27 protein-coding genes and 1 tRNA gene are annotated in these 25,653 nt (G+C 59.6%); 9 read left to right on the forward strand and 19 right to left on the reverse strand.

Annotated elements, in window-relative coordinates; genetic code table 11:
* The 4 genes from cysW to ACQZ5F_RS15490 all read right to left on the reverse strand — a co-directional run bounded on the left by cysW (nucleotide 1) and on the right by ACQZ5F_RS15490 (nucleotide 4,015).
* Complete coding sequence (gene cysW / locus ACQZ5F_RS15475; protein ID WP_052818873.1) at nucleotides 1-888, reverse strand: sulfate ABC transporter permease subunit CysW; 888 nt, start codon at nucleotides 886-888, stop codon at nucleotides 1-3.
* A 2-nt stretch (nucleotides 889-890) separates the two neighbouring features.
* Complete coding sequence (cysT, locus tag ACQZ5F_RS15480; RefSeq protein WP_225338666.1) at nucleotides 891-1,712, reverse strand: sulfate ABC transporter permease subunit CysT; 822 nt, start codon at nucleotides 1,710-1,712, stop codon at nucleotides 891-893.
* Nucleotides 1,713-1,788: 76 nt separating this feature from the next.
* A complete protein-coding gene (cysP, locus tag ACQZ5F_RS15485) occupies nucleotides 1,789-2,775 on the reverse strand; it encodes a thiosulfate ABC transporter substrate-binding protein CysP (protein ID WP_046801880.1) in 987 nt (328 codons plus the stop codon).
* Nucleotides 2,776-2,944: 169 nt separating this feature from the next.
* Nucleotides 2,945-4,015 carry an enoyl-CoA hydratase/isomerase family protein gene (locus tag ACQZ5F_RS15490; RefSeq protein WP_225338667.1) on the reverse strand — a complete coding sequence of 357 codons (1,071 nt, stop codon included), beginning with the start codon at nucleotides 4,013-4,015 and terminating at the stop codon, nucleotides 2,945-2,947.
* 282 nt (nucleotides 4,016-4,297) lie between these two features.
* On the opposite strand from ACQZ5F_RS15490, the gene ACQZ5F_RS15495 reads away from it, so the two are divergent.
* Nucleotides 4,298-4,558, forward strand: a complete 261-nt coding sequence (locus ACQZ5F_RS15495; RefSeq protein ID WP_046801878.1) for a DUF2934 domain-containing protein — start codon at nucleotides 4,298-4,300, stop codon at nucleotides 4,556-4,558.
* A 70-nt stretch (nucleotides 4,559-4,628) separates the two neighbouring features.
* Here ACQZ5F_RS15495 and ACQZ5F_RS15500 read toward each other — a convergent pair whose 3' ends face one another.
* Nucleotides 4,629-5,453 (reverse strand): SH3 domain-containing protein, encoded by an 825-nt coding sequence (locus ACQZ5F_RS15500; protein ID WP_046801920.1) that lies wholly within the window; start codon nucleotides 5,451-5,453, stop codon nucleotides 4,629-4,631.
* A 257-nt stretch (nucleotides 5,454-5,710) separates the two neighbouring features.
* On the opposite strand from ACQZ5F_RS15500, the gene ubiG reads away from it, so the two are divergent.
* The gene (gene ubiG / locus ACQZ5F_RS15505; protein WP_137086672.1) at nucleotides 5,711-6,457 is read left to right on the forward strand and encodes a bifunctional 2-polyprenyl-6-hydroxyphenol methylase/3-demethylubiquinol 3-O-methyltransferase UbiG; all 747 of its coding nucleotides are present in this window, start codon (nucleotides 5,711-5,713) and stop codon (nucleotides 6,455-6,457) included.
* A gap of 8 nt (nucleotides 6,458-6,465) precedes the next feature.
* Here the strand turns inward: ubiG and ACQZ5F_RS15510 are convergent, their stop codons facing one another.
* From ACQZ5F_RS15510 to ACQZ5F_RS15530, 5 genes are read right to left on the reverse strand one after another with little or no spacing between them, the layout of a single operon-like run.
* Nucleotides 6,466-7,035 (reverse strand): DUF3291 domain-containing protein, encoded by a 570-nt coding sequence (locus ACQZ5F_RS15510; RefSeq protein ID WP_225338668.1) that lies wholly within the window; start codon nucleotides 7,033-7,035, stop codon nucleotides 6,466-6,468.
* Between the two features lie 8 nt (nucleotides 7,036-7,043).
* On the reverse strand, nucleotides 7,044-7,472 hold the full coding sequence (locus ACQZ5F_RS15515) for a DUF1178 family protein (RefSeq protein WP_046801875.1): 429 nt from the start codon (nucleotides 7,470-7,472) through the stop codon (nucleotides 7,044-7,046).
* Nucleotides 7,469-8,329, reverse strand: a complete 861-nt coding sequence (locus ACQZ5F_RS15520) for a carbon-nitrogen hydrolase family protein (RefSeq protein WP_225338669.1) — start codon at nucleotides 8,327-8,329, stop codon at nucleotides 7,469-7,471. The genes ACQZ5F_RS15515 and ACQZ5F_RS15520 overlap by 4 nt, the downstream gene beginning before the upstream one ends.
* Before the next feature lie 24 nt (nucleotides 8,330-8,353).
* On the reverse strand, nucleotides 8,354-8,608 hold the full coding sequence (gene grxC, locus ACQZ5F_RS15525) for a glutaredoxin 3 (RefSeq protein ID WP_046801873.1): 255 nt from the start codon (nucleotides 8,606-8,608) through the stop codon (nucleotides 8,354-8,356).
* 60 nt (nucleotides 8,609-8,668) lie between these two features.
* Nucleotides 8,669-9,460 carry a ComF family protein gene (locus ACQZ5F_RS15530; RefSeq protein ID WP_225338670.1) on the reverse strand — a complete coding sequence of 264 codons (792 nt, stop codon included), beginning with the start codon at nucleotides 9,458-9,460 and terminating at the stop codon, nucleotides 8,669-8,671.
* Nucleotides 9,461-9,604: 144 nt separating this feature from the next.
* Between ACQZ5F_RS15530 and ACQZ5F_RS15535 the strand changes: the two genes are divergently transcribed.
* Nucleotides 9,605-10,486: a methyltransferase domain-containing protein gene (locus ACQZ5F_RS15535; protein WP_225338924.1), complete on the forward strand. Its 882-nt coding sequence runs from the start codon at nucleotides 9,605-9,607 to the stop codon at nucleotides 10,484-10,486.
* An 18-nt stretch (nucleotides 10,487-10,504) separates the two neighbouring features.
* On the opposite strand, the gene ACQZ5F_RS15540 is transcribed toward ACQZ5F_RS15535, so the two are convergent.
* The 6 genes from ACQZ5F_RS15540 to ACQZ5F_RS15565 form a co-directional block, all read right to left on the reverse strand.
* Nucleotides 10,505-10,696, reverse strand: a complete 192-nt coding sequence (locus ACQZ5F_RS15540) for a Flp family type IVb pilin (protein ID WP_225338671.1) — start codon at nucleotides 10,694-10,696, stop codon at nucleotides 10,505-10,507.
* A gap of 96 nt (nucleotides 10,697-10,792) precedes the next feature.
* Complete coding sequence (locus ACQZ5F_RS15545; RefSeq protein ID WP_046801870.1) at nucleotides 10,793-11,107, reverse strand: hypothetical protein; 315 nt, start codon at nucleotides 11,105-11,107, stop codon at nucleotides 10,793-10,795.
* 156 nt (nucleotides 11,108-11,263) lie between these two features.
* Nucleotides 11,264-11,677 (reverse strand): 8-oxo-dGTP diphosphatase MutT, encoded by a 414-nt coding sequence (mutT, locus tag ACQZ5F_RS15550; RefSeq protein ID WP_046801869.1) that lies wholly within the window; start codon nucleotides 11,675-11,677, stop codon nucleotides 11,264-11,266.
* A complete protein-coding gene (locus tag ACQZ5F_RS15555; RefSeq protein WP_046801868.1) occupies nucleotides 11,674-12,450 on the reverse strand; it encodes a GNAT family N-acetyltransferase in 777 nt (258 codons plus the stop codon). Before ACQZ5F_RS15555 ends, mutT begins: the two co-directional genes overlap by 4 nt.
* 18 nt (nucleotides 12,451-12,468) lie before the next feature.
* A complete protein-coding gene (argJ, locus tag ACQZ5F_RS15560) occupies nucleotides 12,469-13,710 on the reverse strand; it encodes a bifunctional glutamate N-acetyltransferase/amino-acid acetyltransferase ArgJ (protein WP_046801867.1) in 1,242 nt (413 codons plus the stop codon).
* Nucleotides 13,711-13,802: 92 nt separating this feature from the next.
* A complete protein-coding gene (locus tag ACQZ5F_RS15565; RefSeq protein WP_225338672.1) occupies nucleotides 13,803-14,669 on the reverse strand; it encodes a peptidylprolyl isomerase in 867 nt (288 codons plus the stop codon).
* Nucleotides 14,670-14,912: 243 nt separating this feature from the next.
* Here ACQZ5F_RS15565 and secA point away from each other — a divergent pair, with 243 nt between their 5' ends.
* The 5 genes from secA to ACQZ5F_RS15590 all read left to right on the forward strand — a co-directional run bounded on the left by secA (nucleotide 14,913) and on the right by ACQZ5F_RS15590 (nucleotide 22,793).
* Nucleotides 14,913-17,621 carry a preprotein translocase subunit SecA gene (secA, locus tag ACQZ5F_RS15570; RefSeq protein WP_137086674.1) on the forward strand — a complete coding sequence of 903 codons (2,709 nt, stop codon included), beginning with the start codon at nucleotides 14,913-14,915 and terminating at the stop codon, nucleotides 17,619-17,621.
* A gap of 241 nt (nucleotides 17,622-17,862) precedes the next feature.
* Entirely contained in the window at nucleotides 17,863-18,756 is an 894-nt protein-coding gene (locus ACQZ5F_RS15575) for a DMT family transporter (protein WP_225338673.1), read from the forward strand.
* Between the two features lie 81 nt (nucleotides 18,757-18,837).
* The gene (locus ACQZ5F_RS15580; protein ID WP_225338674.1) at nucleotides 18,838-20,040 is read left to right on the forward strand and encodes an acyltransferase family protein; all 1,203 of its coding nucleotides are present in this window, start codon (nucleotides 18,838-18,840) and stop codon (nucleotides 20,038-20,040) included.
* 57 nt (nucleotides 20,041-20,097) lie between these two features.
* Nucleotides 20,098-21,513, forward strand: a complete 1,416-nt coding sequence (gene uppV / locus ACQZ5F_RS15585; RefSeq protein WP_137086680.1) for a Wzx-type polysaccharide biosynthesis protein UppV — start codon at nucleotides 20,098-20,100, stop codon at nucleotides 21,511-21,513.
* 8 nt (nucleotides 21,514-21,521) lie between these two features.
* Nucleotides 21,522-22,793: a GNAT family N-acetyltransferase gene (locus ACQZ5F_RS15590; protein WP_046801862.1), complete on the forward strand. Its 1,272-nt coding sequence runs from the start codon at nucleotides 21,522-21,524 to the stop codon at nucleotides 22,791-22,793.
* A 52-nt stretch (nucleotides 22,794-22,845) separates the two neighbouring features.
* Here the strand turns inward: ACQZ5F_RS15590 and uppQ are convergent, their stop codons facing one another.
* The gene (gene uppQ / locus ACQZ5F_RS15595; protein ID WP_225338675.1) at nucleotides 22,846-23,496 is read right to left on the reverse strand and encodes a polysaccharide biosynthesis GNAT family N-acetyltransferase UppQ; all 651 of its coding nucleotides are present in this window, start codon (nucleotides 23,494-23,496) and stop codon (nucleotides 22,846-22,848) included.
* Nucleotides 23,497-23,988: 492 nt separating this feature from the next.
* Between uppQ and ACQZ5F_RS15600 the strand changes: the two genes are divergently transcribed.
* Nucleotides 23,989-24,075 (forward strand) — tRNA-Leu (locus ACQZ5F_RS15600).
* A gap of 48 nt (nucleotides 24,076-24,123) precedes the next feature.
* On the opposite strand, the gene ACQZ5F_RS15605 is transcribed toward ACQZ5F_RS15600, so the two are convergent.
* Nucleotides 24,124-24,339: a hypothetical protein gene (locus ACQZ5F_RS15605; RefSeq protein ID WP_375797014.1), complete on the reverse strand. Its 216-nt coding sequence runs from the start codon at nucleotides 24,337-24,339 to the stop codon at nucleotides 24,124-24,126.
* Between the two features lie 29 nt (nucleotides 24,340-24,368).
* Entirely contained in the window at nucleotides 24,369-25,631 is a 1,263-nt protein-coding gene (locus ACQZ5F_RS15610) for an FAD-dependent oxidoreductase (RefSeq protein ID WP_046801861.1), read from the reverse strand.
* Nucleotides 25,632-25,653 lie beyond the last annotated feature (22 nt).

Raw genomic sequence — 25,653 nt, forward strand, 5'->3', positions numbered from 1 at the left:
TCAGGTCTCCGTGGCGATGGCGGCATCGCCGTTGGTCTTCTTGGCTCCGCGCCCGGCACCACGCCGTTCCAGCGCCACCTTGGCGATGATGGTGACGACGGCAAGCAAGGCGAGGATGGAGGCTGACGCGAAGGCGCCGGCCGTCTGGTAATCGTGGTAGAGCAGCTCGATATGCAGCGGCAGCGTGTTGGTCTGGCCGCGAATATTGCCTGACACGACCGACACCGCGCCGAACTCACCCATCACGCGGGCATTGCACAGAACGACGCCATAAAGCAGCGCCCATTTGATATTCGGCAGCGTCACCGAAAAGAAGGTGCGCCAGCCGGAGGCGCCAAGCGAGGTTGCCGCCTCTTCCAGATCGCGTCCCTGCGCCTGCATCAAGGGAATGAGTTCACGCGCCACGAAAGGTGCCGTGACGAACATGGAGGCGATGACGATGCCGGGCAGCGCAAAGAGTATCTTGATGTCATGCGCATCGAGGAACGGCCCGAACAGGCCCTGCAATCCGTAAACGAAGAGATAGGCGACGCCCGCAACGATCGGCGAGATGGAGAAGGGTATTTCGATCAGCACCAGCAGGAAGCGCCGGCCGGGGAAATCGAATTTGGTGATGGCCCAGGCAGCCGCAACGCCGAAGGCCGTATTGACGGGCACGGCGATCAGCGCCGTCAGCACCGTCAACATGATGGCGTGGCGGGTATCGGGATGGGTGATGGTGGCGGAATAGACCTTCCAGCCCTGCGAAAAAGCCTCGACGCCGATGATGATCAGCGGTGCGACAACCAGCAAAGCGCCGATGACCAGCACGAAGGCGATCAGGCTGCGGCGAACCCAGTTTGCATCTCCGACGCGCGGCGGCTTGCGGTGTTGGGAAAAGGCGCTCATGTCTAGCTCCTCACCGTGTAGCGCAACGCCCGTGTCTGCAGATAATTGGTCACGGCCAGCATTACGAAAGCGGTGATGAGCAGCACGGAGGCGATGGCGGCGGCGGCCTGATAATCATATTCCTCAAGCCGGATGAAGATCAGCAGCGCGGTGATCTCCGTCGAAAAAGGCTGGTTGCCGGCAATGAAGATGATCGCTCCGAATTCACCGAGGCTGCGGGCGAAGGAAAGCGACAGACCGGCCAGAAGAGCGGGCGTCAAAAGCGGCACGATGACCTTGCGGAAGATTTCCAGATCAGAACCACCAAGCGATTGCGCCGCTTCCTCCAGCGCCGGATCGAGATCTTCCAGCACCGGCTGCACGGTGCGCACGATGAAGGGCAGGCTGGTAAAGGCCATCGCCACCATGATGCCAAGTGGCGTATAGGCCACCTTGATGCCGAGCGGCGCCAGCAGCGAACCGAACCAGCCATTGCCCGCAAACAGCGTCGTCAACGCAATGCCGGCAACGGCGGTGGGCAGCGCAAAGGGCAGATCGACAATGGCATCCACGAGACGCCAGCCGGGAAAGCGGTAACGCGTCAGCACCCAGGCGAGTGCCAGCCCGAAGATGACATTGAACAACGTGGCGGCCAGCGCGCAGAGCACGGTGACGCGATAACTGGCAACGGCGCGCGGCGAAGAAATGATCGCCCAATATTCGGCCGGCCCAAGGCTTGCCGCCTTGAACACCAGCGCCGAGAGTGGCAGGAGCACGATGATGGCAACGTAAGTCAGGGTAACGCCAAGGGACAATTTCAGCCCCGGCAGAACATTCCGCTTCAAACCCCCGCCCCCATTTCATCATGAAGCGACCCGGCAGTTTCCCGCCGGGTCGTTTTCAAGTTCCGTTTCGTTGTGATTAGCGGCTGCCGTAAAGCGTATCAAGCGTCGCGCCGGATGCAAAATGCTCTTTCTGGATTTTATCCCAGCCGCCGAACACGTCGTTGACGTTGACGAGGCGAATGGCCGGAAAGTCACCCTTGAATTCGCCGACGACTTTTTCGTCGTGCACGCGGTGGCCGAACTGCGCCGCAATGCGCTGGCCTTCTTCCGTATAGAGGAAATCAAGGTAGCTCTTGGCCAGTTCACGCGAACCGCGCTTGTCGGCCACCTTGTCCACCACCGCCACCGGGAATTCTGCCAGCAGGCTGACGGAAGGCACGACGCCCTCAACCTTGTCCTTGCCATATTGCTTGGCAATGCCACGGGTCTCGGCCTCAAAAGTGATCAGCACGTCGCCGATTTCACGCTCGACGAAAGTGGTGGTGGCGGCACGGCCGCCCGTGTCGAAAACCGGGGTGTTGTCGAAGATTTTCTTGACGAATTCCTGGACCTTCTTCTCGTCGCCGTTGAACTTCTCCTTGGCGTAAGCCGTGGCGGCGAGATAAGTGTACCGGGCGTTGCCAGAGGTTTTCGGATTGGGGAAAACGACCTTCACGTCGTCACGGGCGAGGTCGTCCCAATCCTTGATGCCCTTGGGATTGCCGGCCCGCACGAGGAAGGACGGAAAGGAATAGAACGGCGACGCGTCGTTCGGGAAATCCTTCTGCCAGTCGGCGGAGACAAAACCCTGCTTCACCAGAAAATCAACGTCGGTCACCTGGTTGAAGGTGACGACATCAGCTTCCAGACCCTCAACGATGGCGCGCGCCTGTTTGGAGGTGCCGGCATGCGACTGATCGACAGTGACGCCCGGGTGCTGCTTGATGAAAGCCTCGTTCTCAGCGGCAAAAACCTCGCGGGCGACATCGTAGGAGGCGTTAAGAATAGTGGTCGGAGACTGCGCCTGCGCCGCACCTGCAAAAAGGGCGGCAATGGCAGTGCCGATAATGAGAAGTCGTTTCATGAATACCCCCGGAAAATCGAATGGTCCTCAACATAGAGGGCGGAGGCAACTGCGGCGAGAAACAGCTGTGCTTTACGGGATCATGAATTGGAAATTTCGCCCAAAGAACAGAATTTCTAAAGGCGATAATTTCATATATGGCGACAAGCCGGATTTCTTTTGCGTCTACCTAGAGACGATGTTCGGGAAACAGATTGCCGGAATGATCGACTAGGTAGTGTGAAATATCCTCCTCCCGCACTTCTTCCAGCCGCGCAGGTCGCCAGCGGGGGTTGCGGTCCTTGTCGACCAAGGCTGCACGCACGCCTTCGTAAAAATCATGCTGGCGCAATATCTCGGTGCCGGCGGCAAACTCCCGCTCCAGGCACTCGATCAGGCTCGCGCTTTCGCGGCCAAGGCGCAGAAGCTTCAGTGTCAATTTCAGGCTGGTGGGAGAGCGTTTTTGCAGAACCTCAAGCGTTTCTCGCGAAAAGGCATCATCCCGCGTCGAGAGCACTGCGAAAATTTCCTCGACCGTATCGAAACGGAATGTCGCATCGATGATATCCCGGTTTGCAGCCAGCACGCCTTCACCCCCATCAATGGCATAGCCCGCTATCGCTGCCTCCACGCCTTCGACATCCGTCGTTTGCGACAGATCCTGCATCAGAGCTTCGAGACGGTCCGAAGGGACGAAATAATCGGCAAACCCGGCATAGATCGCGTCGGCAGCGGTAACGGCGTTGCCGGTTAGCCCGAGCCACGTGCCGCATTCGCCCGGCGCCTTCGGCAAAAGCCAGGAACCGCCGACATCAGGGAAATAACCAATGCCCGTTTCCGGCATGGCGAGCCTTGTGCGCTCGGTGACGATGCGGTGGCTGCCATGAGCGGAAATGCCGACGCCGCCACCCATGACGATGCCATCCATGAACGCCACATAGGGTTTGCCAAAACGGGCGATCCGATAGTTAAGCGGGAATTCTTCCCGCCAGAAATCAAGCACCTGCGGGTCGCCCGCCTTGCCGAGGTCGTGAATGACGCGGACATCGCCGCCGGCGCAGAGCCCTTTTTCGCCCTCCCCCGTCAGCACGACGCAGGAAATGCCGGCATCGTCCTCAAAACGCTGAAGCGCTTGAAACAGGGCACGCACCATCGGCAATGTCAGGCTATTGATGGCTTTCGGACGGTTGAGGTTGATGATGCCGGCCCCTTGCCGTTTCTCGACGATGACCTGCACCTCCGCTTCGGTTCTCAGTTCCAATCTCGCCTCCTCCGCTGCCAGTTATTCGCCCATCTTGGCGGCCTTGGCACAATCACGCAACGTTGATCTTGTCGTGTGGGAACGTCTTTCGCCCAAACCGCTTTCTCAGGCGTAAAATGCCTGAAATCCGCTTTCGCAATGCAGCATGTTTGCTTGACGCCCGGAAGATCATGGCATGTAATGGGTCTTGGAAATGCCGGCATTGATTCCTGTCGAGCGTGTGCCGGACCAAGCGGAATGTAGCCTTCTCAAAGGCGCTGTAAACAGCAACGGGAGACGAGCATGCAGGTTTCGGAAAACGAGTGGATCAGCAAACGCGCCTATACACTCTGGGAAAAGGAAGGCCACCCCCACGGCCGCGATGCGGAACATTGGGAACAGGCAAAACATGAATTTTCACTTCTGAAGACATCGGAAGCGACGAAACCAGCGCAGCGCAAGAAGGCAGCTCCCAAAGCCGTCTCCGCTGATGCGGCGGCACCGGATGCAGAAGCCCCGGCGAAACCCAAAGCCCGCGCTCGCAAGGCTGTCGCTGCGAAATAAAGCCCCCCCAAATAGTCATCTGAAGCACCAAATGAAAAAGCCCGACGAAATCTCGCCGGGCTTTGTCTGTTTAGCGTGGGTCGCAGCCCGGATCGCCGATCCGGCAGCCGCCCCGGAGATTTTCCGAAGCGGGCGCGCGGCGTGGATCATCCCACTGGCGACGTTCCGGAGGGAGCCGACCCCCACTCTCATTTGGTTGACGGTCACGGTTGCGGTCGCGGTTTTCGTCTTCAACGCGGGGGCGATTGTCCTCCCGGCGCGGCCTGTCGCCCTGATTTCTGTCACCCTGATTACGATCACCCTGGTTCCAGTCGCCATAACGACGCTCCCAGCGGCCGTCATTCGGTCCGCCGCCCTGGCGCGGATCACGCGACTCATCGCGGCGGCCATCGCGCCAGTCATCCCGGCGGCCATCACGCCACTCGTCGCGTGGACGCGGGCGATCCCAGTCCGCACGCGGCGGCGGAGGTGCGGCATTCCAGTAACCGCCGGACGGGCGACGCCAGCGATCACGCTCGCGGTAAAAATCGCGGTCGCGATAATAGCGGTCCCAATAGCGGCCGGCTTCGAAGGTGATGATCGGCACGCCGAGATCGCGGTAGTAGCGCGGCTCGACATAGACCCGGTTCTGCCGATAGGTGGTTTCGATATAGCGTCCGGCGACCCAGCCGCGACCGGCCACAAAGGAAACGTCGCACCAGGGTGTATCGGACAGGCAACCATGCACCGTGAGCGGTGCGCCGTTCGGGATCACGACGACGGCCGGGTAAGCCGTGCTCGGGCCGGAGCGCATATTCACGTTCGCTGTGGCAAAGCCGCGTGTCGCGGCTTCGGCAAGTGCCGGCGCAGCAAGCATGGCCACCAGCGCAATTGCGCCAAACAGTTTTCTCTTCACTTCTTTCTCCTCAAGCAAAGGCCCGCTTTGCCCTTGTCGGCATCCATCGTCTTAGATGGACGAGTATGCGTTCCGCATACTGCCACGATCGGAAAATACGCGTCTCTCCATGAACGCAGCATGAAACAAATGAGGTGCCCTATCAGTTCCACCTGCGGCATTGCGCCCCCGACAAATTGCCGGCGGAATGGCCCGTCGGTCTTGACTTCGGGGGGCAATCATCCGACTTCAGTGCAACAGCAATATGGAGCAGAACCATGAGCGAAACCGCACAGACGACCATCGACCAGAGCGAAGTGGATCGTTTCTCCGCGATGGCTGCCGAATGGTGGAGCCCGACGGGCAAGTTCCGCCCGCTGCACAAGTTCAATCCGGTGCGGCTGGAATATATCCGCAACCGCGTCTGCGAGAATTTCGGCCGCGACCCAAAGGCGCATCGCCCGCTGGAGGGGCTGCGCGTGCTGGATATCGGCTGCGGCGGCGGCCTGCTTTCCGAACCCGTAGCGCGCATGGGCGCCACCGTGGTGGGCGCCGATCCCTCGGAGAAGAATATCGGCATTGCCTCCACCCATGCGCATGAAAGCGGCGTCACCGTCGACTACCGCGCCGTAACTGCCGAACAATTGCAGGAGGCCGGCGAAACCTTCGACGTCATCCTCAATATGGAGGTGGTGGAGCACGTGGCGAATGTTGATTTCTTCGTCACCACCTGCGCCAAAATGGTGCGCCCCGGCGGGCTGATGTTCGCCGCCACGATCAACCGCACGCTGAAAGCCAGGGCACTCGCCATCTTCGCCGCCGAGAACGTGCTGCGCTGGCTGCCACGCGGCACCCACCAATATGAGAAGCTGGTTCGCCCGGAGGAGCTTGAGCGGCCGATGGTGGCAAGCGGCATGGATATCATCCACCGCACCGGCGTCTTCTACAACGTCCTGCAGGATCGCTGGAATCTCTCGCCGGATATGGACGTCAACTATATGATGCTGGCGAAACGGCCGGTATAAGTCGGCATTCAGACTGGAATAGCCTGCACCGCCGACAGCAGTTCCTTTTGCCCGGCAGCATTTCTTGCGGCGATCTTCCGGACCTCGGCACGGTCGATTTCAACCGGAGTTCCATTCGCCGCGAAAGGCTGTTTGAAATTGAACGCCTGTGGCGACGGGCCGTGGTCGTGCAGATGCTCGAACCTTCTGACGGCATCCGTCCAGAGGGGATTATCCGCCGCATCCACCCACCATAGAACAAGCGGCGGCCATTTCTGTGGAGTATTCCAGTTGCGTCCGTGCTTCAGGGCCTCCGCATGCACGCCGGAGTAGGAATACGCCATCAGCGATTCGAGATCGCGCCAGAGCGAAAAGGATGAAACACCGCTTGTAGCGCCGTTTTCCTTCAGGAAACGCGGGAAGACCTGCACGCCCCAGCTCGTGGGCCCGGGTTCGCCTTCGTAACCAGACCGACCGATGAAACCTTCCGAGCGTTCGGCGGCCATGAAATTCAAAGGTTCGCGCCGGGCAAATCCCGCAACGGCGGGATCATCATAGGCGGCAATCTGTATTCCGAAATTATAGATTGCTACCCGCATAGGCAAACTCAGTTTATATCGTCAGGTAACGACGGCAGCGGCGCGATTTCGATGCCCTCGTCCAGCAGGGCCTTGGCTTCCTGCACCGAGGCATTGCCGATGATGCCGCGCTCGTCCGCCTCGCCATAATGGATTTTGCGGGCCTCTTCAGGGAATTTATCCCCGACATCCTCCGCATTGGCGCGGATATTGGCGACGGCCTCGCGGATTTTCGCAATCGCTTCCTTTTTCGCCGTGTCCATGGCGAGCGTCTGGCGTTCGTCCTTCTTGCGGGCGGTGGAGACCGAAGGCGCCATCAGAAGTTTGGAGACCTGCACGGAATTGCAGACCGGGCAGGACAGGAAGCCGCGCTGCAACTGATTATCGAAATCGTCGCTACCGGCAAACCAGCCTTCAAACTCATGGCCCTTCTCACAGGCCAGCGCATAACGGATCACGCCGCCTCACCTCCGGCAGGTTTCAGGGGAATAACCGTATCCAGCCCGAATTCGCGGGCATTGCGCAGATTGGGAATTTTTCCGCGCGCAGCCACCACCAGCGCCGTATCGATCTCGGCAAAGATGATCTCTTCCCCGCCGCCGCCGGCCATGGCCAGAACCTTGCCCCAAGGGTCGATGATGATGGAATGGCCGAACGTTTCACGCCCGTCCTCATGCACGCCGGCCTGCGCGGCAGCGATGACGAAAGCGCCGTTTTCAATGGCGCGGGCGCGCAGCAGGATTTCCCAATGGGCCTCCCCCGTCTGGCGGGTGAAGGCGGCGGGCACCGTCAGAACTTCGGCGCCGGCCAGCGCTTCTGCGCGGAAAAGCTGCGGGAAACGGACGTCATAGCAGATAGCAAAGCCGAATTTCGCCAAGGGAAGTTCGGCGATACGCGCCACTTCACCGGGCTCATAGGCAGCGCTTTCGCGCCAGCTTTCGCCATTGTCGAGATCGACATCGAACATGTGGATCTTGTCATAGCTGCAGATGCGCGAACCATCCGGCCCGAAGAAAAATCCGCGATTGGCGATCTTGCCGTCCGGCCTGGCAATCGCCGTCGAGCCGATATGGACATGAATACCGAGTTCGCGCGCAAGGCGCGAGGCGGTCGCAACGATGATGTCACCGTCATCATCACGCAGCTGGGCACGAAGCGCCTGTCTGTCCTTCTGGATCGCGCCCGTCATTTCCGGGGTCTGCACATAAACAGCGCCTGCCGCCGCAGCGGTGCGCACCAGCCGTTCCATGTCGGCGGCGTTTTTCTCCGGATCAACGCCGGAGCGCATCTGGATGGCGGCAGCCTTGAAACTCATCACATCCTCCGTCGATCGGGCCGATCAGGCAGCCAGCATCGCGTCCAGTTTGCCGGCACGCTCCAGGGCGTGCAGATCGTCGCAACCACCAACAAGCTCGCCATTGATGAAGATTTGCGGAAAGGTCGTTCCGCCGGATTTCTCGATCATTTCCTGCCGGTATTCCGGTGTCGTGGTGGCGTTATATTCCGCATAATCAACGCCCTTGCTGTCCAGCAGCGCCTTGGCGCGCGCGCAATAACCACAAAAATCCCGCGTATAGATCGTTACCGGTGCCATGTCTTTCAAAGCCTCGCAAACGTGCGATTAGACGCACGGTTTCCTCATGTCATTCAGGCTTCATATAGGCCCGGAAATGGCCATTGCAAAGGTCAAAACTGTCACATCCGCGGCACCTGCCTTGCGCAGAGCGCGGCTTGCCGCACCCACCGTCGCTCCGGTTGTGTAGACATCGTCCACCAGCACCACGCGCTTGCCATGAACATCGGTTTCCCGGCCGGGCGCAAACGAAAAAGCACCGCGCACATTATCCCGCCGGGCAAGTGCGGAAAGCCCCACCTGACGCTCGGTCGGCTTTACGCGCAACAGCGTGCCGGCGAGCAGGGGTTTGCCGGCCGCCCTCGCCAGATGCCGCGCCAGCTCAGCGGACTGATTGAAGCGACGGCGCAGGAAACGATGACGATGTAAGGGCACGGGCACAACGCAATCGCAGGCATCCACCGTTCCGTCGCTTGCCCGCAGCATCCACAGCGCCATCAACCCGGCGAGATCGGTGCGGTCCTGATATTTCAGACGATGCACCAGCTTGCGGGCAGTGCCCTCATGGCTGGCGACGGCGCGCAGGCGATCAAAGGGTGGCGGATCGGCAATTGCCTGCGCACTGACAACGCCTTCGCCATGATCACGCGAAAAGGGGATGCCCAAAACCTCGCAGAAAGGCCGTTCGATGAAGGCAACCTCTCGCCAGCAATCGGGACACAACGCCCCCCCGCCGCCGGTCATGCGATTGCAGCCCGCGCAGGTTGGCGGATAAACCATGCGGAAGGCCGCGCGCAACAGACCACGGGCAGCGGCCGGCACGGTGGCGGACTTCGACAGTAAACCCGAAAACAGATCGTCACCAGCACCCATGAGGTTGACTTTAGCGCCGAACGGGTGCCTTTGCGAGAGCGATATGGTCCGGCCAGTGACCGGAAAACGATGCCCCAAGGGGGCATGACAGCAAAGATACGGCCCGCCGATCCCGAAGGCGCTATTGGCCGAGCAGGCAAGACGATGGATATTCTCTTTGACCAGACCCTGATCGAACAAAACCGCCGCCGGGCATGGAACCGGCGCGACGACAAGGCCCTGTTTCTTCTCGATATGGCAGCTGAAGAACTCGCCGACAGGCTCGCCATTGTCGAGCGCCAATTCGAGACAGCGATCGAACTGCATGGCGGAACCGGCATCACCGCGCAGCGCCTGGCCGAGACGGGCAAGGTGGAGGCAATCCGCCGTATCGAGACCGAGAGCTGTTTTGCCACGGATGGGAATATTCCGCAGGCAGCCTCAATGGAACATCTGCCGCTTGAGGAGGCGTCCGCCAATCTCGTCGTTTCGCCGCTTGCACTGCATCTCACCAATGATACGCCCGGCGCGCTGATCCAGATCCGGCGGGCATTGAAGCCGGATGGCCTGTTTTTAGGCGCCATTCCCGGCAGCGGCACCCTGCATGAACTGCGCGACGTGCTGCTGACGGCGGAGGCGGAACTGACGGGGGGCGCCAGCCCACGTGTCATTCCTTTCGCCGATGTGCGTGATGTCGGTGCGCTTCTGCAGCGCGCCGGCTTTGCGCTTCCGGTCACCGATTCGGAAACCTATACGGTGCGGTACGATTCGATTTTCCCGCTGATGCGCGACCTGCGCGCCATGGGCATGGCCAATCCGCTGGCAAGCCGCAGCAGAAAACCGCTCAACCGCGCGTTCTTCCTGCGCGCGGCGGAGCTTTACGCAGAACGTTATTCCGATCCGGACGGACGGGTAAGGGCGACTTTTTCCATCATTTATGTTTCGGGCTGGGCGCCGCATGAGAGCCAGCAGAAACCGCTGAAGCCCGGCTCCGCCAAGGTGCGTCTGGCCGATGCGCTGAAAACAACCGAGGTGAAACTGTCCTGAGCGGTTGCCCCGGCACTTTCAACTGTTCGCGAAAGTATCGGCGATAAACTTGAAAACCGTGTTGATGTTACTGCTGATGGTGCCGGCACCAGCGATCAGCGCAGCGGAAATCACCCCGACGATCAGACCGTATTCAATTGCGGTCGCGCCGTCTTCGTTTTTGCAGAAATTGATAAAAGAACGCAGCACAGGATATTCCCCATCCGCCATCCGGTTTATCCCGCCGGCCGGCACTATGCTTTATTGAAATCGAATATATCTTAAGGCGACGAGTGTGAGGAATCGGTTACGGATGATAGTAAACGATCAGCAACCGCTATCGTTGTTATAACCGGTCACGACGCAGGGCATTTCCGGCATCGGCTGGGTTATGCTGCGGCGGATGGAATAGGTCTTGCCCATATCGGTTTTCTTGATCGAGCCGGTGCTGATCATGTCATAATTGTCGGGAAACTGAGCCACACGGGTGGATGATTTTCCGGCAAGCATCGGGGTGATGATCAGGGAGAGAGCGATAACGGCTGTGCCGAAAAGCAGCGCGACATTAAGAACGCCGGTGCGACGGGATTTATCGGAATAAGAGTGACGACCTTCCACCGTCTTCCAGAAATCCTCGTTCATGACCAACCTCGTCTCGCGCAGTTTACCGCTTCTTTAGATTAACAATCTGCCAGAGGGTGCTGAACGATCTCTTAACGCAGGCCCGTTTTGGCACGGCAAAGCGGGGTTGCAAGGGCGTTTTCACGAAGCTGTTACGCGTAAAGCGGCAGCGCCGCCTTAAAGCAGATCCTGCAGGAAAGGGATAAGCGGCTCGTCGGCCGGCGGCATGGGGTAGTCACGCAAGGCCTGCGGCTTTACCCATTTAAGCGCCTGCCCTTCCCGCCCGTGCGGGATGCCTTCATAACGGCGGCACACATAGAGCGGCATCAGCAGGTGAAAGGTCTCATAAGTATGGCTGGCGAAGGTCAGCGGTGCGAGGCAGGCGACCTTGGTCTTGATACCCAGTTCTTCGTCGAGCTCGCGAACAAGGGTCTCTTCCGGCGTCTCGCCGTGCTCCACCTTGCCACCGGGAAATTCCCAAAGGCCGGCAAGCGATTTGCCTTCCGGACGCTGCGCCAGAAGGATACGGCCGTCCTGATCGAGAAGCGCGCAGGCAGCGACCAGCAGGATTTTTTTGCCCGCCTCACTCATTCTTCTGCACCCTTGTGCCAATAGCGGTAACGATAGGCCTCGGTGAAACCGAATTTTTCATAGAGCGCAATCGCGGCAGCATTGGTGGAAACCACCTGCAACCATGCGCTTTTCGCGCCGCTGATCCTGGCCCAGCGCAGCGCCGAGGCTAAAATCTGCGTGCCGAGACCCTTTTGTCGTTGGGACTTGTCGACATCGAGGGAGATGATGCCGGCGAGATCGTTATCCTGCACGCAAATAACAGTCGCAAGCGGGCGGCCTTCAACTTCTTCGTTGATGAACAGGCCGAGCGTCGGCTTGATGGAACTGACGATCTCGGCAATCGCCGGACGCAGGGCCACATCGCCATCGCTGACCTTGAGACTGGCTTCCACAAAGCGACCGATATCGTGGCTCGGCAGGCTGACGAGCGTCTCCGGAAGCTCCATGCCGGAAAGATCAGCCGTCATCACCTTGACTTCCTCGAACACGGACCAGCCGTCCTTGACCAGAAAGTCCTTCAGTTGCGGCGGCATCAGCGTCGTTTCGCGTACCACCAGCGGGCGCCCGAAATCCTCAAAACGTTTGCGCGCCTTTTCCAGCCGCACCGCGCTGTTGCCATAGTCGGAGGGATCCAGCGGCACCACGCAGTTGATGCGCTTGGAGGGATGCGAACCCGTCAGGCGGATTTGCCAGCTGCCGTCATAAATTACCGACGAGGCAGGCCATGCCCGGAAGCTGACGGCTTCCAGACGGCGAACCAGCGGCAGATTGACGGCCTTGTTGTCCTGCATTCTCTTCGGCTCCAACGGTCAGCTCCGGTAGTCGCCGTTGATCGCAACATATTCCTTGGTCAGGTCGCAGGTCCAGACCGTGGCCGTACCCTGGCCGAGACCGATATCCACCTTTACCGGAATGTCTTCCAGCCGCATCACGGCGGTGGTCTCCACTTCCGAATAATCCGGGTCGCGCTCGCCATTCACGGCCACGCGCACGCCGCCGAACCAGATGGCGAGGCGGTCGCGATCAGCCATTTCGCCTGATTTGCCAACGGCCATGACGACACGACCCCAATTTGCGTCTTCACCTGCAACGGCCGTTTTCACCAGCGGTGAATTGGCGATGGAAAGGGCGATCTTTTTGGCGGCGGCATCGTTTTCCGCGCCGGTGACGGTGACTTCCACCATCTTGCGTGCGCCCTCACCGTCACGCACCACCTGCAGCGCCAGATCCTTCAGGAGATCATTGAGGGCGGTGCGGAAGGAGGAGAGGCGCTCATCATCGGCGCTCGTCACCTTCACCTGGCCGTCCTCAGCCGCCGCACCGGTGGCAAACAGCATCAGCGTGTCTGACGTGGACGTGTCGCTATCGACGGTCACGGAATTAAAGGTCGGGCCGACACCGGCCGAAAGCAGGGATTGCAGCGCGGCAGGCTCAATATCGGCATCCGTCACCACAAATGAGAGCATCGTCGCCATATCGGGGGCAATCATGCCCGCCCCCTTGGAAATGCCATTGATCGTCACGATCACGCCGCCGATCTCGGCTGTGCGGGTCGCGACCTTGGGATAGGTGTCGGTCGTCATGATCGCCTTGGCAGCTTCCTGCCAGAAATCGGCTTCCGCCCTAACGTTCATGTCGCCGAGAACACCCGCAAATTTTGAGGCGTCCAGCGGTTCGCCGATCACGCCGGTCGAAGCCAGAAACACTTCACCTTCAGAGCAGCCGACGGCAGCGGCGGCGGATTTCGCCGTCAGCTCGGTTGCGGCCTTGCCCTTGATACCGGTGAAGGCATTGGCATTGCCGGAATTGACCACCACGGCACGTGCTGCGCCGCCGCCGAGATTGGCGCGGCAAAAATCGACCGGGGCCGAGGGGCATTTCGATTTGGTGAAAACGCCGGCCACACTTGCCGGCTTGTCGAACACCATCAGCAGAACGTCGGTGCGGTTCTTGTACTTGATGCCGGCAGCGGCCGTCGCCATGCGAACGCCGCGCAGCGCAGGCATGTCGGGATAGGATTTCGGAGCGAGCGGGGAAACGGCAACGGACATGGGAAGCGCCTGAAATTCTGGAAATGGGAGGTATGGAAGTGCCGGAGATGAAACGGGGCGGCCTCAAAGCCGCCCCGTAACGTGGGTGTTTATTACTGCTGCGGCTGCTGAGCCTGCTGTTCCTTCGTGGCTTCGTCGTAGCCCTTCTTCAGCGTCTCATCCATGATTTCGATCTTCTGGTCAGCCTTTGCCTTCTCGATGAGGGCAACGTACTTGTCACGCATGACAAGCTGACGAACCTGCGGCTCGACCTGCTCGAAAGCCGGCGGCGGCGCGATGCGCTTGTCTTCCAGCTTGATGACGTGGAAGCCGAACTGTGTCTTCACCGGGGTCTTGGTGTAGGCGCCCTTTTCGAGGCCGAAAGCGGCTTCTTCGAATTCCGGCACCATGCGACCCTTGCCGAACCAGCCGAGATCGCCACCGTCATCCTTGTTGGAATCGGTCGACTTTTCCTTGGCGAGTGCGGCGAAATCCTTGCCCGAATCAAGCTGCTTGATGATGTCCTTGGCGTCGTCTTCGCTGGCGACGAGGATGTGGGCAGCCTTGATTTCTTCTTCCTGCGGCAGGGCTGCGACTTCCTTGTCGTAGCGCGCCTTCACTTCGTCAGCGGCAACGGCATCGACCACATGCTTGCGGAAATAGGCATTGTGCAGCTCACGGTCCTGAATGAATTCCATGCGCTTCTTGAAGTCCTCGGTCTTTTCGAGGCCTTCTGCGCTGGCGTTCTTCACGAGAAGCTTGACGTCGATCGCGCCGGAAAGGGCTGCAACCTTCTTCTGCTCGTCGGGAAGCTGCGCGAGCTGCGGATCGAGGTTGCCCATGGCGAGGTCGAGTTCGGACTGGTGGATTTCCAGATCGCCGACCTTGGCGACAACCTTGTCTTCCTGTGCAAAAGCCGGAAGCTGGAGGCCGAGCGTGGCCACAATCACCGCAGCCGCAATTTTATTATAGCGCAACATTTTGAACCTTTCGGGGACAATGCCGGCTCCAGACATGGTTTCCGGCTCTGAAAAAACTTCCAAACACCGGATTGTGGCCATTCTGTAACGGGCAGAACCGTTGACATCATTTGCCCCCCCTCTTATCTGTCACGCAACCTCGCGTCCAGATACGTTGAAGGGCGAAGTCCGTCATTTGTTGCTGAAATCAGCGTGACGGAGAAAAGCGCCCGCGAAAACGGAATTTCAGAAAGGGCCAGTAAGATGGTCAGTCTCGGCGGAATAGCCCGCAAGTTGTTCGGTTCGGCAAATGAACGCCGCGTCCGCTCCTATAAAAGCAAGATCGCAGCCATCAATGCGCTGGAAGAGGCCACCAAGGCTTTGTCCGATGAGGCGCTGGCGGCAAAGACGGCGGAGTTTCGCCAGCAGCTTGCCGACGGCAAATCGCTGGACGATCTTCTGATCCCGGCTTTCGCTGTCGCCCGTGAAGCGTCGCGCCGTGTTCTGCACATGCGCCCCTTCGACGTGCAGCTGACCGGCGCCATGATCCTTCATGGCGGCGCCATCGCCGAAATGAAGACCGGTGAAGGCAAGACGCTGGTGGCGACCCTCGCGGTCTACCTCAACGCACTCGCCGGCAAGGGCGTGCATGTCGTCACCGTCAACGACTATCTCGCCAAGCGCGACGCGGCCACGATGAGCAGGCTCTACGGCTTCCTCGGGCTGACGACCGGCGTCATCGTGCACGGTCTGGACGACGACCAGCGCCGCGAGGCCTATGCCTGCGACATCACCTACGCGACGAATAACGAGCTCGGCTTCGATTATCTGCGCGATAACATGAAATACGACCGCGCCCAGATGGTGCAGCGTAGCCACAACTATGCGATCGTCGATGAAGTCGACTCGATCCTCGTCGATGAGGCGCGCACGCCGCTCATCATCTCCGGCCCGCTGGACGACCGCTCCGACCTCTACAACACCATCGACGCCTTCATTCCGCTTCTGTCGCCGGAAGACTACGAAATCGATGAAAAGCAGCGCTCGGCCAACTTCTCCGAAGACGGCACCGAAAAGCTCGAGAACCTGCTGCGGCAGGCGGGTCTTCTGAAGGGCGAATCGCTTTACGACATCGAAAACGTCGCCATCGTTCACCACATCAACAATGCGCTGAAGGCCCACAAGCTCTTCACCCGCGACAAGGACTACATCGTCCGCAACGACGAAATCGTCATCATCGACGAGTTTACCGGCCGCATGATGCCGGGCCGCCGTTATTCCGAAGGTCAGCACCAGGCTCTGGAAGCCAAGGAAAAGGTGCAGATCCAGCCGGAAAACCAGACGCTTTCCTCCGTCACCTTCCAGAATTATTTCCGCATGTACGCAAAGCTCGCTGGCATGACCGGTACGGCTTCGACGGAAGCGGAAGAGTTCGGCAACATCTACGGCCTCGATGTTATCGAAGTGCCGACCAACCTGCCGATCCAGCGTATCGACGAGGACGACGAGGTTTACCGCACCGGCGAGGAGAAGTTCCTCGCGATCATCACCGAGATCAAGGCGGCGCATGAGCGTGGCCAGCCGGTTCTCGTCGGCACGACGTCGATCGAAAAATCCGAACTTCTGGCCCATATGCTGCGCCAGTCCGGCTTTACCGATTTCCAGGTCCTGAACGCCCGTTATCACGAGCAGGAAGCCTATATCGTTTCGCAGGCCGGTGTTCCCGGTGCTGTAACCATCGCCACCAACATGGCCGGCCGCGGTACCGACATCCAGCTCGGCGGCAACGTCGACATGCGCCTTGAGCGCGAACTGGAAGGCATGGAGCCGGGCCCCGAGCTTGACGCGAAGGAAGAAGCGATCCGCGCCGAAATCAAGGTGCTGAAGGAAAAGGCCCTCGCTGCCGGCGGTCTTTACGTCATCGCCACCGAGCGCCACGAAAGCCGCCGTATCGACAACCAGCTGCGCGGTCGTTCCGGCCGTCAGGGTGACCCGGGCCGCTCGAAATTCTATCTGTCGCTCCAGGATGACCTGATGCGCATCTTCGGCTCCGAGCGCATGGACTCGATGCTGCAGAAGCTCGGCCTGAAGGAAGGCGAGGCAATCGTCCATCCGTGGATCAACAAGGCGCTGGAACGCGCCCAGAAGAAGGTCGAAGCCCGCAACTTCGAGACCCGCAAGAACCTTCTGAAATATGACGATGTGCTGAACGACCAGCGCAAGGTGATCTTCGAGCAGCGCCTCGAACTGATGGAAGCCGACAATATCGGCGAAACCGCAGCTGACATGCGCAACGAGGTCATCGAGACGCTCGTCGCCAAGCATGTTCCGGAAAATGCCTATGCCGAACAGTGGGACATCGCTGGCCTGAAGGCCGGTATCGCCCAGTTCCTGAACCTCGACCTGCCGGTGGAGGAATGGGCCAAGGAAGAAGGCATCGCCGAGGACGACATTCTCCAGCGCGTCACCGAGGCGGCCGACAAATATGCCGCCGAACGCGCGGAACGTTTCGGCCCTGAAATCATGACCTATGTCGAACGCTCGGTCATTCTCCAGACGATCGACCATCTGTGGCGCGAACATATTGTCAACCTCGACCACCTTCGCTCCGTCGTCGGTTTCCGTGGTTACGCCCAGCGCGATCCGTTGCAGGAATACAAGGCGGAAGCCTTCGAGCTGTTCCAGGCACTGCTTGCCAATCTGCGCGAAGGCGTTACCGCCCAGCTGATGCGCGTGGAACTGGTGCAGCAGGAACCACAGCAGCCGGAACTGCCGGAAATGACCGCCCATCATCTCGACCCCGTCACCGGCGAAGACGAGATGTCGTATAGCGCACCCGTCGCTTTGGTACCTGCCGAGGAGCGTGATCCCAACAACCCCGCCAGCTGGGGCCGTATCGGGCGCAATGAAATGTGCCCCTGTGGATCGGGCAAGAAATACAAACATTGCCACGGTGTTTACGAACAGGCGTAAACCGCAGCCCCGTTTTTGATAGCGATCGTCCGTAACCCCGTGTTACGGACGATTTTCTTTACGCCCGTTCATTGCTGTTGACGGATATCAGCGATTTCCAATATGGGAGCCTGACCATCTTCCAGAAAACGCTTTCATGAGCGTATCCGGTCCAGATGGAAGCGTCGGACGGGCTCACGATATTTGTTTTTTGCGCATTTTCCGGACGTAAACCGCTAAGCACTTTTGACGGAAATGCTCCATGGCCCCTCGCGATCTCGCCGCCTATATTTTTCTCGCGCTCGCATGGGGAATGTCTTTCCTGCTGCTTTTGCATGTCGTTGCGGCCTTCGGCTGGATCGGTGCCGTCACGCTTCGCTCGCTTGTCACCGCCGTCACCCTCTTTCTCATCGCGCGAGCCGCGCGCCGCAAACTCGCATTTTCCGCCAGCTGGCGTGCCTTCACCGTCGTTGGAGCGACAACGGTTGCCGGGCAGCTGATCGGCCTTTCTTATGCGACACCGCTGGTCGGCACCGCCATGGCTGCCATTCTGGTGGCGACAATCCCGCTTTTTTCCATGCTCATCTCGCAAATATGGGGGCTTGAGCGGCTGACGCGACAGGGTGTTGCCGGCCTTGTCATCGGCTTTGCCGGCATCATCCTGCTTGTTGGTTTTCCCGCCGTTCCCGTCACAACCGGTTTCATCATCGGCTGCGCCGCCGCTGCCGCCGCCTGCATCTGCGCCGCCTATGGCAGCAATTATGCCAGCCGCTACCTGAAAGGCGTTGGCTCCTGGGAAATCACCATCGGCTCCTTTCTGGCGGGCGGCCTGATGACCCTGCCGCTTCTTCTGGCCGTGCCATTGCCCGGAACGCCGGCTCTCATCGACTACGTCTATCTTCTGATACAGGCCGTGGTCATGAGCGGCCTCACCTACATCACCTATTTCCGGCTGGTCTCCAGCATCGGCGCGACGAAGACCATCAGCGTTGAATTTGCCGTAACCGTCGTGGCAGTTCTTATCGGCGCTCTGGTACTGGACGAGCCATTGTCGCTTCCCCAGCTTTTGGGCGCGGGCATCATCATTTTGGGCTGCGCGCTCGTGCTCGACCTTTTGCCCAAGAAAAAAGCACCGCCCACGCCATCCGGTGCATGAAGGGTTTATTAGCGTTTTCCACTAATAGTCGTGGCGGCTACCGCTGATCACGCGTGATCGCGTTTGCGACGCGAGGGGAAAATGCAACCGGGCAAGTCAGATTATGAGCATTATTGGGATCCCTTGCGGGCTCTCCTCATGTTGCTCGGCATTCCCTATCACGCCTCGCTACTCTACAGCCACGCCCTGCCCTGGGATATCAAGGATTTTGAGACCAGCCCGGTCCTGACGGCACTTGGCGCGGCGCTCGTCACCTTCCGCATGCCGGCGTTTTTTCTGGTGGCCGGTTATTTTTCCGCCATGGTGATCGGCAAGAAGGGCAAAGCGCCGTGGCTCAGGCAGCGTTTCCTGCGCCTTGGGCTGCCGTTCATCGTGGCCGTGCTGATACTGGGACCACTGCAGCTTTTCCTGCTGCAGCTGGCCGGCATCGCCAAGGGTGATATCCCCGCCGATCGGCTGATGCAGAGCCTGCCGGGTCTGTTGCGCCCAAGCGAACAATGGATCATGCATCTGTGGTTTCTGCCCGCCCTCGTTGCCTATTCCGCCCTGCTTGCCGGCCTGTTGTTCCTCGCGGAACGCCCGCCACTGGCATATGCCAGAGACTGGTTCGGCAGGGCGCGGGCACGTTATCCGACCCTGTTTTTTGTCGCGCTCTGCGCCTTGCCTGTTCTGTGGGAACTTATGGTCTATGGCTCAGGCCTGCTTGCGGGGAAAACCGGAAATGGCCTGTTTAGCCTCTACGAACGGGCCTCCGATCCCTACGCGCGCTATCTACCGTTCTTTCTCATCGGGGCGCTGTTGAACCGCGACCGGGTTCTCTTTCACCGCTTTCGCCAAACGGGGGCCCTCACCGGTATTATCGCCTTCGGCGCCATCGCAACAGCCGTGACGCTGCGGCTGCAAAATCCCTTTTCCAGTTCGACCATGCTCGTGCTGGTTTCGGCGATTGCGGCGGTGGCGACAAGCCGCCTGCTGATCGACCTCGCCTGCCGTTATTTCGACAGGCCAAGCCGGATTGCCGGACGGATGACGGATGCCTCTTTCACCATCTACCTGTTTCATCACCCGCTGATTTACGCTTTCGGCACGCTTTTCATCCTGATCTCGCTGCCGCCCCTCCTCGAATTTACGATCATCGTCGCGGCGACGACCGTTACGGCCTATCTGCTGCATCAGGTGATACGCCGCAGTCCGCTTGCGCTTTTTCTTCTCAACGGCACCCGCAAGCCGCGGGCGGCAAACGACATCGGGACAGGCGCCGCCACCTCCCAAACCCTTCGTTAAGGATAAGGCGGTTACAATCCGGCTGCCTATTTAACTGGAAATGATGGCGTGTGGATCATGGCTATCCTCAACACGGCCGAAAAAGCCTTACCCGCAGGCCTGCGCGCGAAGCTCTCGCCGCTGGGAGCGAAAATCGCCGTCCTCGTTTCCGCAAGGGATGATGTTTCCCGCGCCCAGCGCATGGCGCTGGTTGCCTTTGCTGTGCGCATCGTCAGCGCCGGCATCGCCTTCATCTCCCAGATCATCCTGGCGCGCCTGATGGGTGAGTTCGAATACGGCCTCTTCGCCTTTGTGTGGGTTCTGGTGATCCTGTTCGGCAATCTCTCCTGCCTCGGTTTCCACACCACCGTTATCCGCTTTTTACCCGGCTATCGTCTTGAGGACGCCCATGACAAGATCATGGGGCTGACCTCAACGGCACGCATTTTCGCCATGCTTTCGGCCAGCACGCTGGCGCTTTGCGGCTTTGTTTTCCTGTATTTCTTTGGTGAGCGTATCGCCGCCTATTACCTCATTCCCGTTGCACTGGCGCTTTTCACCCTGCCGATGGTGGCGCTTGGCGATGTGCTGAACGGCACTGCGCGCGCCAATGGCTGGGCGATCTCGGCCCTCAGCCCCACCTATATCGTTCGCCCGGTGCTGATATTGCTGTTCATGCTGGTGGCGATCGGGCTTGGTGCAGAAAAAACCGCGACAACGGCCATGCTCACCGCGCTTCTCGCCACCTATGTCACCACGCTGTTCCATTTCGCTTTCCTCAACCGACGGCTCAACCGGAATTTCCGCAGCGTCGCCCGCCGGATCCATTTCAGCCACTGGATGCGGTTTGCCTTTCCCGTGTTCCTGATTGACGGTATCGGCTTCCTGATGACCAATTCCGACGTGGTGATCGTCGGCCTCTATCTGCCGCCGGATCAGGTCGGCATTTATTTTGCAGCGGCAAAAACCATCGTGTTGATGCAATTCGTGTTTTTCTCCGTGCAGGCGGCTGCAGCCCCACGCCTGGCTGCCCTGATTTCCGCCAATGACCGGCAGGGGCTTGCGGGTTTTGCCAGCCAGGCGGCACGCTGGGCCTTCTGGCCGTCGCTTGCCGTCGGCAGCGTTGTGCTTCTGGCCGGCCCATTCCTGCTGTCATTGTTCGGCCCCGGCTTCGTTCAGGGTTATCAGCTGATGTTCTTCCTCTTTGCGGGCTTCCTGGCAAAAGCGCTGATCGGCCCGGGCGAAACCTTGCTGAATATGGCCGGCAAACAAAAATTGTGCGTCGCGCTTTATATTATTATCTTTGGTTGCAACATTGCACTCAACATGGCGCTCATTCCGGTCTATGGTCTGGCAGGGGCTGCGGCAGCGGTCGCAATAGCCATGTGCATAGAAGCTGTGCTATTGCATATTGCCATTCGCCACACACTCGGGATCGTCCTTTTTGCCTTCAACGATCCCCGGGCGGGTCAAGACACTGGGAAGGCGGTGTAACGATAAGCATGTCCAGCGACCCAAAGAATCCGGATTTTCAGGACCCGCGCATCGCGGCGCTCATGGCGTCGGCGGAGCGTGACCGTCCCGTGGCAGACAGCAGCCGGCGCGTTGGGCGCGACGGCCGCGAATTCTGCATCTATCCGGGCCAGCTCGGTTACGACATGCAGGAAGAACTCGACTTCCTGTCCAACCGTGTCATGGAAGCGAATGTCTTCTTCACCGGCCGGCTTCTGGCACCGGCCATGCCGCGTATCGACGACAAGTCCGTGCGCTTCGCCCTCATTCGCGACGAGAACGGCGCCCGAAGCCGCATGCGCTTTCTGATGCCCTTTACCGTTGAAAAGCCCGGTTTCTCCATCGGGCCTTCCATTCTGCGCGTCTGGGCCAACCCCTTCGGCCCGCTCGGCACGCCGCTGGTCGATACCGAGGGGGCTGCGGAAACGCTCGACAATCTTTTCGACGCGCTTTCCGACAGGGAAATGCGGCTGCCGAATGTTCTCGTGCTGCCGGATGTGCGGCTTGAAGGACCTTTCGCCCGTATGTTCAGGGCGATCGCGCTCAGCCGCAACCTGCCAGTGACGACGACTGGCAATTATCAGCGGCCGATGCTGGAAAGCCTTCTGGATGGCGAGGCTTATCTGCGCAGCTCGCTCGCGCCGCACCATTTGCGGGAAATGCGCCGGCAATGGCGACAGCTCGAAAAACTTGGGGCCATCTCCTACACCGTGACCCGCCAGCCGAAGGACGTACGTTATCGTATGGAGGAATTCCTGGCGCTTGAGGCAAGCGGCTGGAAAGGGCGCAAACGCACCGCGCTGGTGAACGACCGTTACCGCGCCGCCTTCGCCCGCGAAGCAATCACCAATCTGGCCGAAGCCGATGCCGTGCGCATCCACACCATCGATCTCGACGGCGCGGCGATCGCATCCATGATCGTTTTCATGACGGCTGGCGAGGCCTATACGTGGAAGACAGCCTTTGACGAGAACTATGCGCAGTTTTCGCCCGGCAAGTTGCTGGTGCAAAAACTGACTGACTGGCATCTGGACGATGCCAATATTCTGCGAAGCGACAGCTGTGCGGTGCCCGATCATCCGATCATGAGCCGCTTCTGGCAGGAACGGCAGGAAATGGGCACATTGGTTGTCGGGTTGACACACAACAGCGACCGGGACGTGCGGCAGGTTTCCACGCAGGTGGATATGTACCGCAACACCCGCAACCTCGCCCGCAGCCTGCGCCAGAAAATCCTCTCCTTCGGACGCAAGGGTAATTAATCGCGAAGGACGCCGGGACGTCCTTCGGATTACCGTCGTGGCAAGACTTGCGTCAGCGTGACGCCGTTCTGATCATCTTGCACAATTGCGTCAACGCCGCATCATATCCGCCGCCCAGAATATCGGCACAACGGCGGGCGAGCCTGATCCGCTCGGTTCGCGACATATCGTTATAGGCCTGGATGGCGTTGCGCATCGCGCCGGGTGACATCGTGCCCGGGTTACCGGGATTGGACGGATTTCCCGGGCTTCCAGGATTCCCTGGATTTCCCGGCGTGCCGGTGGAACCCGAACCGCCGATACCGACGCCGACCCCAAGGCCAAGACCGCTCGATCCGCCGACATTGGCCCCGACATTGGCATTGATGCCGTTGGAGCCGCCAACCGAAGCGTCCACCCCGGCGCTGACGCCGCTGGAACCGCCGACGGATGCGTTGACATCCGCATTGACCCCGTTGCTACCGCCGACAGACGCATTGACATCCGCGCCCAAACCGCCGCTGCTTCTACCGCCAACGTCGGCACTGGCATTGACGCCATTGCTGCCGCCAACGGAAGCATCGACACCGAGCCCACCGCTGCCATTGCCGCCGACACTGGCATTCACCCCGTTTTCGCCGCCGATCCCTATATCCAGCGCATGTGCGTTGACGGGCAAGATAAGGCAGGCAGACAGTAATAAATTGCGAGAAAGCGCCCTCATAATTTCCTCCCTATGAGTTCTGGCTATTCCCGCCCCGCGTGGAAATTCCACACTGGCATCATAATTCAATTAGTAATTGCGTATATTCTAATTTGTTAGAGGTATCTAATATTACGTTAATCCTGCAACTGCAGGTGTGTCGATACGGGACCCACGAACCCTCACCATCCCTTCACTACCGGGCCAGAACGGCCAGGCAATAGCCGCCATAAACACGCGCAAATAAGAAGGATAAATCAGCTTTGGGGTTGCACGCATGGCCCCGGCCGTGATAGACGCCGTGGCATTACCACCGTTGCCCCAATGGCGGAATTGGTAGACGCGCCGCACTCAAAAAGGGATTTGTCTACCAATCCACAGAAAATCACGGTGAAGTGAAAGCGTCGTGTTTTCAACGGACTGGCGGTATGGAAGTGAAGTGAGAGGTTTCCGTCGAAATGGCGCTAGGGGTCGGCTAGGAGCCGAGACCTAGAGTAAGATCGGCGGCAAAGTGCGGGCGTGGCGGAATTGGTAGACGCAGCGGATTCAAAATCCGCCGTCCTTACGGATATGTCGGTTCGAGTCCGACCGCCCGCACCATTGTCTCATTCACTGCAAAAGGCGCTTCTTGATAACGCGAAGTTCGCACTACCTGTCGAAGGACTTCACCAGATCATCGACGGCCTTCTCCTGCGAAAGGGACGCGGGGAGTGCAGCGAGACACAAGGGGCTTGGACCGTCGCACAATGCGTGGTCAGGATCGGGATGGGCTTCAAGGAATAGTCCAGCCAGCGACAAGGCCATTGCCGAACGGACGAGTGAAGCCGGTGGCGCGTGTAAAAGACTTCGGGGTATCGCCCTCAATGGCTTCCCGGCGCTTCATCGCGTAGCATCTACCTAGCCGGGGCTCTCAATGAACACGTCCAATCGACGAGCCGCGTGCGCACATGTTCCGGTCGGAAGCCGATCCCAATGAGGCGGCCGGTCAGCCGCGGCAGTAGGTGTGACTGGGCAATCAGGCGCATGAAAAGCGGAGGTCTTCGAATTTGCGTGTTGCCCGCTTCACCGGCACGCTTCCGGCTGCGCATCATCAATTGCAGTTTCTGGGTTGCCTTGGTCGGGAAGTTGCGACGGCGCTGTACGGCTTCGAGCATGCGCGTTTGCAGCCGCCCCTCGCGAAGAGCCTCCGCCAGCGTGTTGGCGGTGGCGATCGCGTCCTGGATCGCGAGATTCACACCGACCCCGCCAATGGGCGACATGGCATGGGCCGCGTCCCCAATGCAAAGCACGCCGGGTTTCCACCACGACTTGAGACGGTCGATGCGAACACTGAGCAGATGGATGTCATCCCAGGAACGGATTTCTTCAAATCGATCCGCCGACAATGGTGCTACGTCGGCAATCCTGGCGCGAAGCGCCTCAAGCCCTTGCTCTTTCAGCGAATCAACGGTTCCCTTCGTGATTACATAACCGCATTGCCAGTAAACGCCACGATCGATCAAGACCAGCCCTTGGCTCGGACCGGCGTGGCCCATTGCCTGCTGCGGATCGCCTGCTTTTTTGGAGATCTTCATCCAGAGAATGTCGGTAGCGATACCGAAGCTCTGAACCTCAAGTCCAGCCGCCTTGCGGATGATCGAATTGCGTCCGTCCGCCCCGATGACGAGAGCGGCTTCCATGGCGAGTTCACGTTCGCCCTGGCGAGCATTCAGGCCGACAACCCGGCAATTGTCCCAACGGAGCGAAGTTGCCTCAGTGGACATGATCAACCGAAAGCGCGGAAACTCGCCTGCCTTTCGCGCAAGAAAATTCAGGAAGTCCCATTGCGGCATGAAGGCGATGAACTTAGCGCGCGTCGGTAGTCTGGAGAAATCGGCGATCGTGGCCTTGCGGCCGGCGATCTCAGCGTGGAGATGGTAGGCTCTCTGATGGGGGAGAGAAAGAAGCTCATCGAGCAAGCCAAGCTCATGAATCGCTTCGAGGGTCGATGGATGGATGGTGTCCCCGCGAAAATCGCGCAGAAAGTCTTGATGTTTTTCGATGACCGTAACATCGACGCCCGAGCGGGCCAGCAAGAGCCCGAGCATCAGGCCCGCCGGTCCCGCACCGACCACGACGCAGCTCTGGCTCCTTTTCACATGGGAATAGTATCTCAACGTCGTCGGTCCTTGGGATGAG

This window comes from Agrobacterium sp. 22-210-1 (assembly GCF_053522525.1).

Coding starts and splice junctions, on each gene's coding strand:
- cysW (WP_052818873.1), bottom strand. CDS start 888: ATGAGCGCCTTTTCCCAACACCGCAAGCCGCCGCGCGTCGGAGATGCA.
- ACQZ5F_RS15495 (WP_046801878.1), top strand. CDS start 4,298: ATGCAGGTTTCGGAAAACGAGTGGATCAGCAAACGCGCCTATACACTC.
- ACQZ5F_RS15535 (WP_225338924.1), top strand. CDS start 9,605: ATGGATATTCTCTTTGACCAGACCCTGATCGAACAAAACCGCCGCCGG.
- ACQZ5F_RS15565 (WP_225338672.1), bottom strand. CDS start 14,669: ATGTTGCGCTATAATAAAATTGCGGCTGCGGTGATTGTGGCCACGCTC.
- ACQZ5F_RS15520 (WP_225338669.1), bottom strand. CDS start 8,329: ATGAGTTTCAAGGCTGCCGCCATCCAGATGCGCTCCGGCGTTGATCCG.
- uppV (WP_137086680.1), top strand. CDS start 20,098: ATGGCTATCCTCAACACGGCCGAAAAAGCCTTACCCGCAGGCCTGCGC.
- ACQZ5F_RS15540 (WP_225338671.1), bottom strand. CDS start 10,696: ATGGCGGATGGGGAATATCCTGTGCTGCGTTCTTTTATCAATTTCTGC.
- secA (WP_137086674.1), top strand. CDS start 14,913: ATGGTCAGTCTCGGCGGAATAGCCCGCAAGTTGTTCGGTTCGGCAAAT.
- ACQZ5F_RS15575 (WP_225338673.1), top strand. CDS start 17,863: ATGGCCCCTCGCGATCTCGCCGCCTATATTTTTCTCGCGCTCGCATGG.
- cysP (WP_046801880.1), bottom strand. CDS start 2,775: ATGAAACGACTTCTCATTATCGGCACTGCCATTGCCGCCCTTTTTGCA.
- ACQZ5F_RS15580 (WP_225338674.1), top strand. CDS start 18,838: ATGCAACCGGGCAAGTCAGATTATGAGCATTATTGGGATCCCTTGCGG.
- ACQZ5F_RS15590 (WP_046801862.1), top strand. CDS start 21,522: ATGTCCAGCGACCCAAAGAATCCGGATTTTCAGGACCCGCGCATCGCG.
- mutT (WP_046801869.1), bottom strand. CDS start 11,677: ATGAGTGAGGCGGGCAAAAAAATCCTGCTGGTCGCTGCCTGCGCGCTT.
- uppQ (WP_225338675.1), bottom strand. CDS start 23,496: ATGAGGGCGCTTTCTCGCAATTTATTACTGTCTGCCTGCCTTATCTTG.
- argJ (WP_046801867.1), bottom strand. CDS start 13,710: ATGTCCGTTGCCGTTTCCCCGCTCGCTCCGAAATCCTATCCCGACATG.
- ACQZ5F_RS15545 (WP_046801870.1), bottom strand. CDS start 11,107: ATGAACGAGGATTTCTGGAAGACGGTGGAAGGTCGTCACTCTTATTCC.
- ACQZ5F_RS15510 (WP_225338668.1), bottom strand. CDS start 7,035: ATGCGGGTAGCAATCTATAATTTCGGAATACAGATTGCCGCCTATGAT.
- ACQZ5F_RS15555 (WP_046801868.1), bottom strand. CDS start 12,450: ATGCAGGACAACAAGGCCGTCAATCTGCCGCTGGTTCGCCGTCTGGAA.
- ACQZ5F_RS15530 (WP_225338670.1), bottom strand. CDS start 9,460: ATGGGTGCTGGTGACGATCTGTTTTCGGGTTTACTGTCGAAGTCCGCC.
- ubiG (WP_137086672.1), top strand. CDS start 5,711: ATGAGCGAAACCGCACAGACGACCATCGACCAGAGCGAAGTGGATCGT.
- grxC (WP_046801873.1), bottom strand. CDS start 8,608: ATGGCACCGGTAACGATCTATACGCGGGATTTTTGTGGTTATTGCGCG.